A 17,792-nucleotide genomic window follows, 5' to 3' on the forward strand; every position below is an offset into this window, starting at 1 on the left:
GTGATGTGACACTTAGATGACAATGCGTTATTTATCGCTTTTTTCTGTCACTAATAAACAACTCTCTGAACCTAGAAACAAAAACAGGCCATAATGGCCTGTTTTTATTATTAATTGCGAATATTTCACTTAAGCAATTTACTTCTTACGCTCGATAAGATGTAAAGGAATAACAAAGCTAAACGTACTGCCTTTACCCACTTCACTGCTGATTTTAAGCTCACTGTGATGATGGTTAAGCGCATGCTTTACTATCGCAAGACCTAGACCACTGCCACCGGTTTGCCTTGATCGCGCACTGTCTACCCGATAAAAACGTTCAGTTAATCGACCTATGTGCTGAGGCGCAATGCCTTCGCCCGAATCCGTTACGCTAAAGATAGCTCCCGTTGCCATGCTGCGCCACTGCACTGTGATTTTACCGCCGGGTTCAGTGTAACGAATCGCGTTAGAAATCAAGTTTGAACAAGCACTTCTTAGCTGTAATTCATTACCGTGGGAATCAAGCCCAGGTTCGCAATAGAAGCTCAGCTCGTATCTATCTTGTGCCAGCGCTTTAGCTTCCTCCTTGAGCACTTCCATCAACTGCGTCATGTTCACTGTATGTTCGAGGTTGATATCGGCCGCATCTTCAATCCGCGATAACATCAATAGCTGTTCGACCATAGATTGCATTCGCCGCGTCTGCTGCTGCATTAAAGCCAGTGGTTTGACGTTCATCGAATCGGGCTCGGCCATGCTTTGCATCATTTCGAGATAACCCTGCAACACAGTGAGCGGCGTTTTCAGCTCATGTGACACATTCGCGACAAACTCTTTACGCATGCCCTCAAGCTGACGTATACGAGTGATATCCCGCGCAATTAACAGTAGCTGCCTATCACCGTAGGCCATGATACGGATCTCAAGCAAACGCCTATCCGATACTGGCGAAGGTAACTCCAGCGGCTCTTTGTATTGTGCGGATTTAATATAAGCGGAAAAATCAGGATGGCGGATCAAGTTATCAATACGTTGGCCATTATCCTGCGGCCAAACAAAACCGAGAATAAGCTGCGCTAACTTGTTGCACCATAAAATATTATGCTCTGAATCGAGCACCACAGCTGCATCGGGTAACGCCTCTGCACCTTGGCGGAATCGCGCCAACAATGCGGCTAATTGACCGACACGTCGACGATTTTTCCCTTGAAGGCGATAAATGCCATTAAACACCCCTTCCCAACTCCCACTGCCCTGCGGCGGTGTGAGTTTCCTATCGCGCCATAACCAAAAGTTAAGCCGTGATAATTGTCGGTAATGCCAGCAAACCAGCCCTAGCATGCCGATAAAGAGTATCCAGAGAAGTTTCCCTACCAATAAACCTATTAGCGCACAAAGCAGTAGATATAAGGCTAAGCGCGTAAACAACCGGTACCCTGAATAAGAGTCAGACATAGATAAACCCAAACATCAGGCTAAATAAGAGGAGCACAAGATAGCCTAAAAGCTAACTTGTGCCTAACACTTATTCGGCACTAAATGCGTGTAGAGAAACGATAACCTGCGCCACGAACCGTTTGGATCAAGCGGTCGTGACCAGACTCTTCAACGGCTTTACGAAGGCGTCTGATATGCACGTCAACGGTTCTGTCTTCAACATACACATTGGTTCCCCACACATTGTCGAGCAGCTGTTCGCGGCTGTAGACACGTTCTGGGTGGGTCATGAAAAAGTGTAATAAACGAAATTCGGTTGGGCCCATATCTAATACAGTATCGCCTACGCTCACCCTGTGGCTCACAGGATCGAGCATTAAGCCCTGCACATCAATGGTTTCTTCTAAACGAGTCGGTGCACTGCGACGCAATACGGCCTTAATACGTGCGACCAGTTCTTTAGGGGAGAAAGGTTTAGTGATGTAATCATCGGCGCCGACTTCGAGACCTTTGACTTTATCTTCCTCTTCACCGCGGGCAGTTAACATGATGATCGGAATTTGGCGCGTGAACTCATCTTGCTTCAAGCGTTTCGCCAATTGAATACCACTTCCGCCAGGAAACATCCAATCCAATAAAATCAGATCGGGGTAAGGCTCCTTTAGCAGCGCAATGGCCGAATCAAAATCTTCCGCCGCAGAGGTCGTAAACCCATGCTGTTCCATTACAAAAGTCAGCATCTCGCGGATGGCTAACTCGTCTTCTACTATCAATATCCTTGCAGTCATAAGTGATTTTCTGTCAGTGAATGTCAACACGGCTATTATTAGTCATTTTTATTACAGATTTATGAATTAGCACGCCGTTTGAGCCATATAGTAGTAATATTTGTCATAATAAGTTTATATAACTGTTTGTTTATAGCAATAAAAAAGGAGGCAATATGCCTCCTTAATTGAATCTTAATACTGGATTTAGAATTTGTGTTCTAAGCCAACACCGATATATTTGTCATCATCAGTAGACGCTTCTAACGAACGATTGGTGTAGAAAGCGAAGACTTTAGTCGGTTTAGCCAGTGCATAATCAGCACCTACTGACCATGAATCACCTTTGTCTTCCATGTCTTGATATTGTGCTTTTAAAGTAACAGCATCGATATCATAGGCAGCGCTGAACAGATAACCGTTAACACTATCAGTAGTTACAGGTAGAGCATTTTTATACGTCTCTTCCTGTTGTTGGTACATACCACCTAAGGTTAAATTAGCGATTTTACCTTGAACCGATGCACGCAGGATTTCATAACCTTTCACATCTGAGTCATAAGCAATAGCAGCATAGATAGGTGATTTTTTCAGTTTAGCGTCACCGTACATAGCGGCTAAGCTGAAACCATCTTGACCCTGTTGGTCAGCATCACCTTCAGCAGCATAAGTCGCACCGAATACAAAACCGCTGATTGATGGAGATAAGTAAGTCGCAGTTTGACCTAAACGGTTGTCGCCTTTGAACAGGCTTTTTAAGTCGCCAGATAAATCGTTAAATTGATCAACGTTACCTTGAGAGATTTTTAACAGCGTGTCGTTACGACCAACTGAGAACGAACCGAATGCGCCTTTTAGGCCAACAAATTGGTTACGAGCTTTAAAGTTGTCGCTAGTCGCAGCACCTGTATCAACTTCGTATTCAACTGTGTAGAACGCTTCCAGCGAGCTAGACAGTTCGAAATTACCCTTCACACCAAAACGAGAAGCATTACTTTGAATAGTTGTTGTAGCATCACCTTTCTCATCATTTGATTGAGCAGTGACATTCAACTTACCATAAACAGTCAGTGGCTCAGCGGCATAAGCTGAAGCCAGAGTTGCAGAAGCTAGCGCAGAAGCAAGTAGAGTTTTACAAAAAACGTTCATCATTTAATCCTTTCGACGTTATGTTCGTCTTGGTTATTGGTTTGGAACGACCGAAAGTGTGCAATGAATGTGTTTCAGTTTTATTTCAATTGTGACTGCTTAGTGCGCGAGGTAAAAAAACTGACGCTAAGCCTGGCAATAAACCCAGTAAAAATGCGGTCTGCAGCTGAGCTAATTCTTATGTTACAGTTTAATGAATTCTGATTAGCCACTAGAAATTAGCTGTCGAACACAGGTTTACCCCGCCCAAACTATGCCGTAAACTGCCACTTTAATTTTCAATGAGCGCCTCTTATGTGGTTTAAAAATCTTACTCTTTATCGTTTCAATAAACCTTTTGCCGTCGAAACCGAAGCGCTAGAAACTGCGTTGGCCGATTTCACTTTCTCCCCATGCTCAAGCCAAGATGTCAGTAAATTTGGTTTCTCAAATGCGTTAGGCAAAAAAGGCAGTTCTTTGGTACACAGCGCCGACAATCGCCATCTGATCTGTGTGACTAAAGAAGATAAAATCCTCCCAGGCCAAGTCGTCAAAGAAGCCCTAGAAGAAAAAGTCGCCCTCATTGAAGATGAAGAAAATCGTAAGATGGCGAAAAAAGAAAAAGATGCGCTAAAAGATGAAATCATCACAAGTTTACTGCCACGCGCTTTCTCGCGCCGCAGCCAGACTCACGCACTGATTTTGCCAGAACTGGAAATGATCCTTGTCGACAGTTCAAGCGCCACTAAGGCCGAAGAGTTATTAGCACTCCTACGCAAAGCACTCGGTAGTCTGCCAGTGATCCCATTGAGCTTTAAAGCGCCAGTCGAATCCAATTTAACCGAATGGTTAAAACTTGGCAGCGCGCCATTACCTTTTGAAATGCAAGATGAAGCTGAACTTAAATCCGAAGCAGATGAAGGCGGCATTGTACGTTTCAAGCAACAGGATTTAAAAGAAGACGAAGTCTTAGCTCACCTCGCAACAGGCAAGCAAGTCCACAAGTTAGCACTGCATTTCGGCCAGTCGATTGCACTATTATTGCAATCGGATGCCAGCGTAAAACGTCTTAAATTCTCTGAAGAATTTAGAGCGGGTAACGATGAAGTCGGCACTGATGACCCTATGGCACGTTTAGATGCAGACTTCGCCTTAATGGGCAGCGAGTTAGTCGCCTTGATGCATGCACTCGTGGCAGCACTAGGTGGACTCGAAGAAGCACAAGTTTAAGCCTAAGCAAGTTAGGTAAACTAAATCCGCGACTCACTCGTATTCTTCTTATATGAATAAGTTGAAATACAAAATAGCAAAAGGCGCACCGTCTAAATGAGGGTGCGCCTTTTTTGTATCAATCAAACGCCTAAATTTAAGGCATTCGGCCTAATCGCAAGCTGAATGCCATTTGATTTAGTCATTGGCTTTAGACACTAGCTCGCCTTTATTATCGAACGGCCAATCAATGCCTAACCAAGCCTTGAAGAAGGCTTTTTGCTGTTTAGTCGCTTTCGCATCGCCCTTAAGCACTAACTTACCGCTTTGCTGCTCCCCAAGGATGAGCTTAACTTGTTTGATTTTATCGTTGCTGAATAATGTCACTTCAATGCTATCGCCAGTCTTAAAGTCTTTAATGCGCTTATCAAAACCCGCAGCAGTCACCTTAAGACCATTAATCGCTAATACTTCATCCCCCGCGACGATACCCGCTCGCCACGCTGGGCCATTACGCAGTACTTGATCCAACACTAAAGATCCATGGGCGCTGCTTAACGTCATGCCGGCAAATGCCTCGACTTTTGAATCTTTGCCATAGGACATTGCTAACCCAGCCTGCGATAACAACTCAGGGAAATCTAATCTCATCGGGCTATTCACGTTTGCCTGCCACCAAGGCGCATAATCTTTGCCGGATAAATCCTTAAGGATATGCTGCACATCACTAACCCCATAGCCCTTTGGCACACGGTGATCTTGATATAAACGGCGATGCACATCGCGGTATGAATGCTTTAGCTTAGTATCTTGGAGCAACGAGAAATCTAACGCTAAGGAGGTTAAGTAACCCTCAGAGTAGATATTCACACTGTGATTAATCGCATAATCACCGCCCGTACTGCTCCACTCTCCTGCACTCGCCTCGGCAACAGATTGAGTTTCACGCCCAGGGTTGAGTTGGTTTTTCTCAACGCGTTTAGCTAAGTCTTCGAGGAACTCTTTAGGCGTCATCACCCCAGCACGCAGCAGTAACTGGCCTTGGAAATAACTGGTAGAGCCTTCGGCCATCCACAGTAATTCCGTCATGTTTTCATGCTGATAATCATAGGGCACGAGTCCAGCAGGACGATAGGCCTTTACGTTCCAGGTATGGATAAACTCATGGGATGCTGTGCTAATAAAGCGTAGGTAATCCTTGCGCTCACGGAAACTAAAACGCGGCAGTTGGATAACCGTAGAATTTAAATGTTCTGTCGCGCCACTGGCGCCGCTGGTGGCATGCACCATATACACATAACGATCAAAAGGATAATCATCCCAAATCGCCTTTGCTTGACCACTTAATGCCGTTAAATCCTTAACGACTTTATCGGCGTCATAGTTACCTTCACCCCAAAATACTAACTCATAGTTTTTGCCATTAGCACTAAATTGCTTATGAGTACTCACACCGGTTTCGATAGGGGAATCAATTAACACATCGTAATTTTGTGCGATAAAAGAATGCGCTGGCGTGCCAGAAGCCATACCGGAGTAACTTTGCCACGTTTCAGGAACGTTCAATTGAACCGATACAGGCTCAGAGCGAAATTGCGGGCTATACATGAACACGCCGCTGGCATCTAAATACGCGTGGCTCGCATCAATATGGCGAACCCTTTGGCCTAATTCATTAGCATACAACTGATAACTAACCGTCACGCTGGTTGGCTGCGTGAGCGCGACTTGCCATTCACCGCTCGCCGTACGTTTCCATGGGAGTTCATGACCTTGATTGTCTTTAGCGCTAAATAAACGCACACCGTCGGCCAAAGGCAATACTTGATATTTACCCGTGCGCCACACTGGCAGATTGACCGTAAAATCACTGGTATTCACTTCAGGAAAAGTCACACTCACTTGGGCGATATGATGCTCGGGTTTAACGAGGTCGATTTGATATTTCACATCGGCCAATACTTGGCCCGAGAATAATGCACTTAATATCAAGATTGATAATCTGTTGGGTTTCACTCTTGCTTCCTTCTGTTATTATGCTTCTTATGATTTTTCCAAGTATAACAAGTCGATGTAGCATCCTCATTAGGCGCTAACAAAAGCTAACAAAATAAGTTCCTTGACTTAAGGAATGAGGAATCACAGTTCAAATGCAAAAACTCACGGTTATTTTATTTACTTTGTTGCTGTCACTGCCTTTTAGCGTTCAAAGCCGAGATCTCGAAGCTGATGAGGTGGAGTTAAGAGAATCACCACAGCAAATGTATGATGTACTCAACAAATCCATTTCCTTCCCCCTTGCGTTCCAAAATCGTGACCAATTTGAGCGTGCAGCCCAAGAGCAAGGCTACAGCCCAATCGAATTTGAACAGATTTTGTATCTGCTGACTCGGCTGAATATGGAGCCGAACGTGAAAACTAAGGTCGGTTTTCAAGACGCAAAAAGCTTGATTGAACTCTTATCTACTGCGGCGCAATCGCCCTACGAACTTGCTATGGTCGCCATGTTGAATGGTCGTTACCTTGGCCGTACCGAACAGAAATATCAAGAAGCGATTGGCCTATATAATGAAGCGCTCACCCGCATTAACGACAGTTATGACATCGAAGCATTGATTCTTAAGCACAATATTCATGAGCACTTAGGCGGCTTACATTTATTGATCCGCCAAGAAGTACCGGCGTTGATGCACTTCCATACATACCGCGACATTGCTTATAAGCTCAGAAACGATTACTTAATCGCGGCGGCTGAAGCAAGACTGGGGTTCTATTACAATTTTAATCAGCAGCTCACCAAATCATTGCAGCATTACAGTGAAGCGATTCGGATCTCCAATCGCTCTAATTACCCAGCGATGAAAACCAATCTGCAATTACAACTTTCTAAGGTATATCGCGATTTAAAGCAGTGGGATGAAGCCCTTAAAAATGCCCACGAAGCCGCTGCCGGTTTTAAAAAGATGGGCAATGACACCTATCTTTCAAGCTGTATGACAGTGATCGCTATGGTCTATGGCGAACAAGGGGATTGGAATAAAGCGATTGATTACTACCTTAATGCCCAGCAATTAGATGCCAAACGCGGTAACTATATTGCCCAAGGCCTTAATTTCCACAATCTTGGTCAAGCCTACTCAAATATTAATGACAATGTTAACGCCCTAAAATATTTACTGATGGCGAACCAAATATTCAAAGAAAAACAAAGCCATCATTATCAGGTTTATAACGAACTCTTAATTGGCGAAATCGCGCAAACCAACCAAGATTGGCCGCTAATGATGACCCATGCCGACATCGCATTGGCATTGGCTATCGACTTAAAACTCGTCAATGAACAAAAAGCTGCCCTCACACTGATTGCCTCGGCGTCGCAAAAATTAGGGGAATTAACTAAAACCATCGATGCCCAAACCCGTATCATAGAGCTAGGTAACACCCTTGCAGAGAAAGAGAAAGACTCCCCAGTGTCGACCTCAGCCCTTGCGGAACAACAACTCAAACTTGAGCTCAACATGGTTCAGGGAAAACTTGCCGAGACAGTGAAGGAAAGCAACAGCACCCACACACTACTGCTTATCAGCTGCCTGATTGCCGGACTCTTGCTGCTGGTGATTGCGTATATGTTGCATCATCGCCGCAAAACCATGGCAAAAAACGCCGCATTAACTCAATTGAGCCTTCAGGAACCCTTCACCCATAACTTAGGCTATGCGGCGCTATTAGCGCACTTGGGCCATAATCAACATCAAGCGTCTACAACAGCTTTAGGGATTATCGCCTTCCCTGCCCAGCTCACGACCGACCTCGACTATGGCCAATATTTTAGTGATGCAGTAACGGTGCAACTGGCCACTCATCTAACCGATGCGCTCGCAGCACCTGTGTATGTGATACGCCAAGGGGTATTTGCAGTGCGTTTCACCCAAGCCGTTGAGCCAACGCACGTGCTCAGCCAGATACGCCAAAAACTCGACCAACAGCACATCGTCCATCATTTCCGGCTTGGTTTTGCCAACTTGCCACTGTTAGCGAAATCAGAAATCAAAATGGCCGCGAAATTAAAGTTTGAAACCGTGCAAATGGCGCTCGCCTGTGCCCGCAGTTTAGAGGGTAGTGACGATTATTATGTTGCCCTTAGAGCGCTCGACTTTGTCCCTCTAAGCTTATTTGCCAATCCGTTATTTTTACACCTTGAAAAAGGCATTGAGCGCGGGTTAATCAGATTAGATACCAACGGAAATAAAGAAGATGTTCGCTGGCCTTGCTGGGAAAATAACCAAGATAGGCAATTACTGGAAAATATTTGATCAATATCAGCAATTAATCACAGAGTCATAGGTAAATCGCATTTGCACTCTACGCCCAGTGTTATAACATTAGTATCATATGAGTTAACAGCTAATCTGGACATAGGATCGTCATGTTTTTTAGCCTTGCAGAGTTAGGACAACACTCAGGATGAAGGATTCGAGCGCTACCGTTTCACAACTTACCTTGCTGCAACAGAAACTTCATTCGGCCAAACTAGCCCTCGATGAAGTCAATGAAGACAGAAACGCAAAGTTACAGACATTACTGCAATTTATTGGTCACTTAAGCCTCGCCTGTAAAGGGCAAAATCTTGAGCTAGATAATAAACTCGCCAAACTTCGCCATAACTTAAATACGTTTGAGCGAGTCGATGAGGCATTGCCAGAATTAGTCGATGTCGAGCGCCTGTTAAAAGGTCAATATCACCATGTGATGGTACAACTTGAAGAGAGTCGTACGGGTTTGTCACAGGTGATCCGTCAAATCCAACGCGTGAACTCTGCACCTGAAAAACTCAAAAAAGAAGTCAATTACTTCAAACAAGATCTGGCTAAACCTTTCCACACAGTTTGGGAATATATTCCTAAAGTTAAGCAAATCATCGGCTTCTACGAAACCATATTACAGCTACAATTTAACGAATCAGAAAAACTCGATGTTTTGCCAAAACACAGGCAGCTAGCCCATGAGCTGGCGCAGATGATTTCGGAAATCGAGTTTCGTAAAGATCAGCGAGACCAAGTCTTAGTGATCAAAGAAGTGCTCTCTTCTGAGATTGAAGTTGATAGCTTGCTCGAAGCCTACCAAACCATTTTAGCGTTATTACTTGATAACATCGCCCGCGAGAAATCGGCATCGCAAGAATTTTTGTTTGCCCTCAATGATGCCTTAGCCGCAGTGCGTGAAGTGGTCAGTGAATCTTACAACCACAATCAACGCAGTTTTCAACTCAAGACCCAGTTGAATCGTGAGATCAATACCCGCGTCGATAACGCCGGTGAAATCATTATCGATGTGGAAGATGTCGTCGATCTTAAAGCCCAATTGACTGAGCAACTTAACTCTATCCGCTCGGCATTGGCCCGTAAAGAAGCCTTAGAGCAAAGAGAACAAGCCTTACTGCGTAAATCGATGGAGACGATGCGCAAAGAGCTTAATGAATTAAGTAACGAGGCAAACACCTACAAAGAGCGTTTGTTCGAACAGCAAAAACTTAACTTGCTCGACAGCTTAACTCAATTGCCTAACCGTGCCGCATTAGAAGAGCGCATGGATCTTGAATACCGTAACTATCAACGGCATAAATCTCCCCTGTGGGTCGCGGTTGCCGATATCGACCACTTCAAAACTATCAACGACAGCTTTGGTCACAGCACAGGCGACAAAACCCTGCAGGTGATTGCGATGGCATTGAAAAACTCGCTACGCGATACCGAATTTGTTGCCCGTTATGGCGGCGAAGAATTTGTCCTGCTATTACCGGATGTGGCACCTGCTGATATCGCTCAACTTTTAAACAGAGTGCGCGAGAAAGTAAAAAATATTCCATTTAAATTTAAAAATCAGAGAATTACAGTTACAGTATCTATAGGGGCTGCGCAAGTTATGGGAAGTGAGCTCATACATGAGACCTTCGAACGCGCCGATGCAGCACTCTACAAAGCGAAACACGAAAGCAGAGACAGGGTTGTGATTGACGTATAATTGAGCCCCACTATACGCCTCCTCTAATCACTCCTGTCATGACGAAGGAGTGATAAATGATAGTAAAAGTCAGCCCTAAAGGCAGCATGGATCAGCTTTCGCAACTTGAAGTTGATCGTCTCAAAAAAAGTGCCAAAAGCACGCTATATCAACTGTACCGCAACTGCTCCTTAGCAGTACTTGCCGCGGGTTTAAAAACCGACAACTCTAAAGCCCTATTCGAGCAATACCATGATTTCGATATCCACGTCCTACAACGGGAACGCGGTGTTAAATTAGAACTGGTCAACCCCCCTGAACAAGCCTTTGTCGATGGCCAAATAATCACCGGCATTCAAGAACATCTGTTCTCAGTCTTACGCGACATCCTTTATATCAGCGACAGATACGACTCGCTCAAACACATTAATCTGACCAACGCCCACCATATCACCAATGTGGTGTTTGATATTTTGCGTAACGCGCGGGCGATTGCCCCCATGAAAGACCCTAACGTCGTCGTCTGTTGGGGCGGGCACAGTATTAATGCTATCGAATACCAGTATACCCGCGAGGTAGGCTATCAACTTGGCCTGAGGGAATTGGACATTTGCACTGGCTGTGGTCCTGGCGCGATGGAAGGCCCGATGAAAGGCGCAGCCATAGGTCATGCCAAACAAAGGATTAAAAATGCCCGTTATATTGGTTTGACTGAGCCGAGTATTATTGCCGCCGAGCCACCGAATCAAATCGTCAATGAACTGGTGATCTTACCCGATATTGAAAAACGCCTCGAAGCCTTCGTGCGTTTAGGTCACGGCATTATTATCTTCCCAGGTGGTGCTGGCACGGCGGAAGAGTTGCTCTATATCTTAGGTATCTTACTCAACGAAGAAAACCAAGAAACCCCTTTCCCGCTGATCCTTACAGGCCCCACGGAAAGCGCCGATTACTTCATTAAGATTGATGAGTTCATTGCCTCAACCTTAGGCCCTGAAGCTCAGAAAAAGTATCAAATCATCATAGATAATCCCACTGAAGTAGCGCGTATCATGAAGAAAAGCATGGAGCAAGTGAAAGCCTATCGCCGCTCAACGGGTGATGCTTACCAATATCAATGGGCACTGAAGATTGAATCTGAATTCCAGTTACCTTTTGTCCCGAGCCACGAGGTGATGGCAAACTTGGACTTGCACTTCCAAACCAACAAAGCCGAGCTTGCCGCCAACCTGCGCAAAGCGTTTTCGGGTATAGTGGCAGGCAACGTCAAGTCGGAAACAATCAAGCACATAGAGCGCGATGGTCCCTTCCAATTGAAAGGCGATCCTAAACTCATGGATATGATGGATAAGCTCTTGAGTGCATTTGTGCAACAACAGAGAATGAAGCTTCCCGGAAGCGCTTATATTCCTTGCTACCAAATAGTGAAATAGAGAGCGAAACAACGACACCCCATGAACAAGTTTTTAATCATCGATGGTCTCAACTTGGTTCGCCGCATCTATGCGGCGATCCCCGATGAAACAGATATGCAAAGCCTCACAGAGCGCGTCAGTTCGGCGTGCACTAAACTGCTGCGGGTGCATCGCCCTACCCATGTGGCTATCGTGTGGGACGGTGATGAAATCTCATGGCGTAAACAGCTTTATCCCGATTACAAAAAAGGTCGTAAACCTATGCCAGAACCACTGGCGCAGGGTTTAGTTGCGCTGCAAGACCATTTAACCGCAATGCACATTGGCTCTATTTATGCCGCCACGGAGGCCGATGATGTGATTGCGACACTGGCGATAAAAACCGCTAAAGCGCAAGGTGAAGCCATAATTGTGTCAACCGACAAAGGTTTTAGTCAGCTTAATCATCGCCAAATTAGTCAATGGGATCACTTTAATCAGCAGTATCTTGATATTGCGGCGTTGGAACAAAAGCTTGGTGTTGAGCGCAGCCAATTTCTCGACTTGATGGCATTAGCGGGCGACAGCGGTAATAAAATTCCTGGTATTGCGGGCATAGGCCCTAAGTCGGCCGCCGAGTTATTGAAAACCTTTAGAAGCTTACCGACCTTGTTCTCCTCCTTATCTAACCTAGGCGCTAAGCAAGCGAAGAAGCTCGCTGAAGGCAAAGAGATGGCAAGGCTGAGCTATAAGCTGGCGCAGTTACAAACGGACCTACCACTCAATATCAACTTGAAAGACTTTCGCGTGATTGACTCCCCACCTGAAAAAACCATCAATCAAGACTAAACTTCTGTTAATACAAAGTTGCAATTAACGCATTTACCTTAGCGCAACAAAAGCGTATTTTATGGACGTGCTCAAGTGACTCATTTAATGAGGTAAAGGAATAACTATAAATGAAATCAAAAGTTTCAGTAATTATCGGTAGTATTTTTGCCGCCTACGTCGCCTTTGTCGCTGTGGTTGTACTGGTTTATGAACCAACGCCAGAAGACATGAATTGGGAGGACCGACAGGCCTATAACAGCCAGAAGATGAACGATTTAACCTTAGGGCAAAATATCGGTTCAGTAAAAGAATTGCTCGGTAAGGCCGACTTTTCAGAGGCAAAAGCCGTCAAGGAAGCCAAGTTACAGGTACTTTTTTATCGCACTCACCATGAGAAATCAGACGGTGTGACGACCAAAGAGGAATGTACCCCGCTTATTTTTGAAAATGATAAGTTGATTGCTTGGGGCCAAGATACCTATAAGCAATACCTCGATGCGGGCACAGACACTGTGCTCACTTCCGCCCACGAGACATTGAGCAGTAAATAAAGACGACTGACTGCTAAATAAAAACGCCACCTAATCGGTGGCGTTTTTGTTTTCATAATTAACCAACTAAACGTCTTAGTGACAGCATACCTAGGTCACTCAGTGCGATAGCAATAAGCTAAACCAGTCACTTATTCATCATCAGCCTTGTACTCGACATAGGCTTCGCCTTTGCTGAGCCATTCTGGCGCGGGTTTACCCTTCAGATAATGATCGAAATACTGCATCATGCGAATGCTGTAATCGAGCTTATTCGGGTACTTTTTCAAGTGATGCGGCTCATCCTCATATTGTAAGAACACCACATCTTTACCAGCACGGCGCATGGCCAAGTACATTTCAACACCTTGTTCCCAAGGCACCGCATCGTCCTTATCACCAAACATGATCATCAAAGGCGTTTGAATACGGTCAGCGTAAAATACTGGCGAGTTTTCAATGTACTTTTGTGGCGCGGCAAACAAACTCGCACCAATGCGGCTCTGTCCAGTTTCATACTGGAACTGACGCGCAATACCCGTGCCGTGGCGAATACCGCTGTAGGCGCTGGTCATGTTCGATACCGGCGCACCCGCGACCGCCGCCTTAAACATCTTAGTTTGGGTGATGGCAAACGCCGTTTGATAACCACTCCAAGAATGACCTTGCAGACCAATAGCATCGGGATCGGCAATGCCCATCTCAATCAGCTTTTGCACACCTGAAGTGAGCGCTTGCACCGAACTCGCGCCGGGGTAACCAATTTCAAAGCGAATATCCGGTAAGAACACCGCATAACCATTGTTGATATACCAAGCAAAATTAGGTCTGTGGTTAATGTTCATCTGCGGGAAGGCGTGCAGTCTATCCGTCATAAAACGATAGTAATAAACCAACACAGGAACGCGCTGACCCGCTTGATAATTGGTCGGCTTGATCAGCACGCCATCTAACGGCTTACCATCGCCATTCGTCCAGTGAACTAACTCAGATTGGCTCCAGTTAAACGCTTGGCGTTGCTTATCTAAATCCGTTTGCTTAAGCGCATTTTGCGGTGCGCTATAGTTAGCCGTATACAAGTCAGGGAATAAGTCGAAACGCTCCTTAGAAAACACGATAGTGTCTGCGTCTTTACTGCGTCCTAACACAGTCAACTTATACTCGCCTTGCATCAGCATTTTCACGCCCGCTGAGCCTAGCGTCGCTTGGTAGAAGCCATCGGCCTTAGTTTTATCGCTATAACCGTGGAGTAACACAGTGGCGTTATAGGCAAGCTCAGTCGGTTCATCGGGATTATCGACTAAGCCCTCAAGACGATATTGAATTTTCTGGGTGCGCCCTTTACCTGCGGTTAAGGCAAAACCTGCCTTAGATTCAGTATTAAACTGCCAGACATCGTATTTATCGTAAACCAAGAACCCAGCGTCATCTTTCAGCCAAGGGCCAAAACCGTATCCCGGCGCGCTCGATGGATAGTCATGGTCTTCATCGGCAAAGCTGACCTTTAATGATCTTGTTAGGTTAGTGCGATGGGCCTCAGCAATATCATAAAGATACACATTACCTTGCTGATAATAAGCCACATACTTGCCGTTACCCGACAAACTTGGCTCGGCATCACTCGGCTGCTGAGTCAAAAAAGGCACCTTACTGCCAGTGTTAATGTCGACCAGATAATAGTCTTGATAAAAGCCAGCCCACGTCGCCATCTTGCGATAGGGTAAATCTGAACTCGCCAACATAAAGCGCTTATGTTGTGAAATCGTCACATCTGGAACAGTTTTATCGCCAAGCTGCACCACGTTATTTGAGCCTAAATGCAATACCGCAAGGTAAGTGCGTTTTTGCTCATCCTCATATTGCTTGATTTCGTGGGGTTTAATCCGTGGGTCGTCACCATGCCACACCTTAAGCCCGCGCTGTCCGGTAACAATATCGGCATTAAACAGGTCTTTTTCTTCGGTGATTTTCTGCAAACTAAGCTGCTGGTTCACCTCTGGCACGCGGCCGAAGAACAGCCGTTCGCTATCCAATGAGAAGCTTAAACTTGTGTAGCGATTAAGTTTCCACTCAGGTGACTCAGGAGTTTTGCTGATTTTACCCGATTGCAAATCGACCAACGATAACTGATAGCTGCGACCATAGGGTAACTCGCTATCTTTGCCCTGCGTAAACGCCAGCCAACGACCATTTTTAGCCAGCGCTAACGCACCAACCTGTTGGCTAGGCGAGTCAAAAGCGACGGTTTTTTGGTGGGTACGTAAATCCACTAACTGCAATTGATGCTGTTTATTGGCGATATCATTCACCGCTAGCGCAAGTCGGCGGCTCCCCTTATCAAACACATAACCAGTCACTTGCTCAACATCGATGCGCTGGGTTTGATCGTCTAAACTAAGCAAAGTAAAACGGCGGCCTTGGTCAAACTTATCAACCTTTGGCTTATCGGCTTTCGCTGGGGTTTGTGTGCCTGCTTCAGCGAGTTTTTCGCTGGCTTTAGGCTCAGGGTCTTTTTTAGACTCTTCATCGGCCTCAAACCACATTGCCAAATGCTTACCGTCATCACTGAACACGAATTCCTTCACGCGCTCAAAGCGGGTTTGCGTGCCCGTTTGAGTATCGAGTAATACCATGTCAGATTTGAGTTTTTTCTTCGCCTTGGCATCACTCGTTTCACGCGTGAGCAAACTCGGTTTGACCACCACAGCCACAAAGCGGCCATCGTGACTCACTAAAGGATCTGACCCTCCCGCGATTTGATAACTTTGCTGCGACAGCACATTTTTCACAATGACGTGACTATCCCCTCGATCGGGCGCAGACTCGACCGCGATGACTTGGCCCTTATCTGCGATAACCGGCTTTTCAAGGGATTCAAAGTGCATGATATCTGTGAGGGTGAGCGGTTTAGTGCTGGTTTCAGCCTGCACTGCTGGCAATATTCCAAGGGATAACAGCACCAGAGATGTGATAGGGATTAACTTCAATGTCTTCCTCTTTTATATATTTGTTAGACTAAAGTAGACTTTTTTAACCATTGGCTCTCCATCATGGTGAGAACCCAGTATTTTTACAAGTTATACCACATAAAAAATCGTGATATTGCTCACTATTTCCTGTGAAGTTTGACCAAAGATGGTTAAAATAATAGGCAGAAAAAATACCAAATTCATAGTCCTGCTATCCAGTTAACGCTGGGGCAGACAATTGCAGTAACGACGAACCGTGGAAGGACTTCTCCATGTCAAAAAGAACGATAACCGTAATTCCAGGTGATGGAATTGGCCCAAGTATTATTGATTCAGCCTTAAAAATTCTCGATAAAGCGGGCTGTGATTTTGAATATGAATTTGCCGATGCCGGCCTGACTGCACTCGAAAAGCAAGGCGAGTTACTGCCACCGCGCACCTTAGAATTAATCGAAAAAAACCGTATCACACTGAAAGGTCCGCTGACGACGCCAGTAGGTGAAGGCTTTACCTCTATCAACGTGACCTTACGTAAAAAATTCGGCCTGTACGCTAACGTACGCCCAGTGATTTCGTTCAAAGGCACTCAAGCTCGTTACGAAAATATCGATATCATCACAGTACGTGAAAACACTGAAGGCATGTATTCTGGCTATGGCCAAAAAGTGTCTGAAGATGGTTTGACAGCAGAAGCCACCAGTATCGTGACTCGCCAAGGTGCCGAGCAAATCGCCACTTTCGCCTACGAACTGGCTCGCAAAGAAAACCGTAAAAAAGTCACTATCGTGCACAAAGCCAACATCATGAAGTCAACATCAGGCCTGTTCCTGAAAGTGGCCCGTGAAGTGAGCCTACGTTACCCAGACATCAAGACAGAAGAAATGATCGTCGATGCAACGTGCATGAAGTTAGTGATGAACCCAGAAAACTTCGATGTGATCGTGACGACCAACCTGTTCGGTGACATTTTATCGGATCTGTGTGCCGGTTTAGTCGGTGGTTTAGGTATGGCACCAGGCGCAAACATTGGCCGTGATGCCGCGATTTTCGAAGCCGTTCACGGTAGTGCACCGGATATCGCTGGTAAAAACCTCGCGAACCCAACCTCAGTAATTTTAGCCTCTATCCAGATGCTGGAATATTTAGGTATGGCTGACAAAGCTGAGCAAATCCGTAAAGCGGTATCTGCAGTGATCGAAGAAGGCGACCGTACCACTCGCGATTTAGGCGGCACTCACGGCACGACTGACTTCACTCAAGCGGTTCTTGAGCGTCTATGATCTCAATGCTGAGCGCGTTTAAGACGAGTCTATAACGGCTTGTTCAAGCATAAGCTTCATAAGAAGTAAGCGTTTGAAACTCAAATGAGTAAATACGAAAAAGCCCCGAAGTTTCCTTTGGGGCTTTTTGTTATCTGGTGTCCCGTCCTGAAATACGTTGACATAAAGAGGACTTCTTTATGACAACATCAATTAACTCAAGCCGTAAGCGCACACAACGAGATTACACCTTAGCCTTTAAATTACGCGTTGTAGAGCGTGTTGA

At 45.5% G+C, this 17,792-nt stretch carries 13 protein-coding genes; 8 read left to right on the forward strand and 5 right to left on the reverse strand.

What is annotated here, in order from left to right; genetic code table 11:
- Positions 1-138: 138 nt before the first annotated feature.
- The 3 genes from phoR to MO387_RS03910 all read right to left on the reverse strand — a co-directional run bounded on the left by phoR (position 139) and on the right by MO387_RS03910 (position 3,338).
- Complete coding sequence (phoR, locus tag MO387_RS03900; RefSeq protein ID WP_107948499.1) at positions 139-1,437, reverse strand: phosphate regulon sensor histidine kinase PhoR; 1,299 nt, start codon at positions 1,435-1,437, stop codon at positions 139-141.
- A gap of 80 nt (positions 1,438-1,517) precedes the next feature.
- Positions 1,518-2,207, reverse strand: a complete 690-nt coding sequence (gene phoB / locus MO387_RS03905) for a phosphate regulon transcriptional regulator PhoB (RefSeq protein WP_006080904.1) — start codon at positions 2,205-2,207, stop codon at positions 1,518-1,520.
- Positions 2,208-2,393: 186 nt separating this feature from the next.
- Complete coding sequence (locus tag MO387_RS03910) at positions 2,394-3,338, reverse strand: porin (RefSeq protein ID WP_012088673.1); 945 nt, start codon at positions 3,336-3,338, stop codon at positions 2,394-2,396.
- A 291-nt stretch (positions 3,339-3,629) separates the two neighbouring features.
- On the opposite strand from MO387_RS03910, the gene rdgC reads away from it, so the two are divergent.
- Entirely contained in the window at positions 3,630-4,544 is a 915-nt protein-coding gene (gene rdgC / locus MO387_RS03915; RefSeq protein ID WP_107948501.1) for a recombination-associated protein RdgC, read from the forward strand.
- 177 nt (positions 4,545-4,721) lie between these two features.
- Here rdgC and MO387_RS03920 read toward each other — a convergent pair whose 3' ends face one another.
- On the reverse strand, positions 4,722-6,539 hold the full coding sequence (locus tag MO387_RS03920) for a PDZ domain-containing protein (RefSeq protein ID WP_107948503.1): 1,818 nt from the start codon (positions 6,537-6,539) through the stop codon (positions 4,722-4,724).
- 134 nt (positions 6,540-6,673) lie between these two features.
- Here MO387_RS03920 and MO387_RS03925 point away from each other — a divergent pair, with 134 nt between their 5' ends.
- The 5 genes from MO387_RS03925 (at position 6,674) to MO387_RS03945 (ending at position 13,299) form a co-directional block, all read left to right on the forward strand.
- Positions 6,674-8,836 carry a tetratricopeptide repeat protein gene (locus MO387_RS03925; protein WP_107948505.1) on the forward strand — a complete coding sequence of 721 codons (2,163 nt, stop codon included), beginning with the start codon at positions 6,674-6,676 and terminating at the stop codon, positions 8,834-8,836.
- A gap of 151 nt (positions 8,837-8,987) precedes the next feature.
- Complete coding sequence (locus MO387_RS03930) at positions 8,988-10,544, forward strand: GGDEF domain-containing protein (RefSeq protein WP_107948507.1); 1,557 nt, start codon at positions 8,988-8,990, stop codon at positions 10,542-10,544.
- Between the two features lie 56 nt (positions 10,545-10,600).
- A complete protein-coding gene (gene ppnN / locus MO387_RS03935; protein WP_006080898.1) occupies positions 10,601-11,956 on the forward strand; it encodes a nucleotide 5'-monophosphate nucleosidase PpnN in 1,356 nt (451 codons plus the stop codon).
- Positions 11,957-11,977: 21 nt separating this feature from the next.
- On the forward strand, positions 11,978-12,766 hold the full coding sequence (gene xni, locus MO387_RS03940; protein WP_107948509.1) for a flap endonuclease Xni: 789 nt from the start codon (positions 11,978-11,980) through the stop codon (positions 12,764-12,766).
- A 110-nt stretch (positions 12,767-12,876) separates the two neighbouring features.
- On the forward strand, positions 12,877-13,299 hold the full coding sequence (locus tag MO387_RS03945; RefSeq protein ID WP_006080896.1) for a DUF3192 domain-containing protein: 423 nt from the start codon (positions 12,877-12,879) through the stop codon (positions 13,297-13,299).
- A 131-nt stretch (positions 13,300-13,430) separates the two neighbouring features.
- Here the strand turns inward: MO387_RS03945 and MO387_RS03950 are convergent, their stop codons facing one another.
- Positions 13,431-16,265 (reverse strand): prolyl oligopeptidase family serine peptidase, encoded by a 2,835-nt coding sequence (locus MO387_RS03950; protein WP_107948511.1) that lies wholly within the window; start codon positions 16,263-16,265, stop codon positions 13,431-13,433.
- A gap of 254 nt (positions 16,266-16,519) precedes the next feature.
- Here MO387_RS03950 and MO387_RS03955 point away from each other — a divergent pair, with 254 nt between their 5' ends.
- Positions 16,520-17,527, forward strand: coding sequence for an isocitrate dehydrogenase (locus MO387_RS03955; RefSeq protein ID WP_006080893.1), 1,008 nt, complete (start codon positions 16,520-16,522; stop codon positions 17,525-17,527).
- Between the two features lie 179 nt (positions 17,528-17,706).
- The coding region (locus tag MO387_RS03960; RefSeq protein ID WP_242326061.1) for a valyl-tRNA synthetase at positions 17,707-17,792 on the forward strand (86 nt) is incomplete at its 3' end.

The organism is Shewanella sp. N2AIL, assembly GCF_022690845.1.
GTDB classification, from domain to species: Bacteria; Pseudomonadota; Gammaproteobacteria; order Enterobacterales; family Shewanellaceae; genus Shewanella; species Shewanella baltica.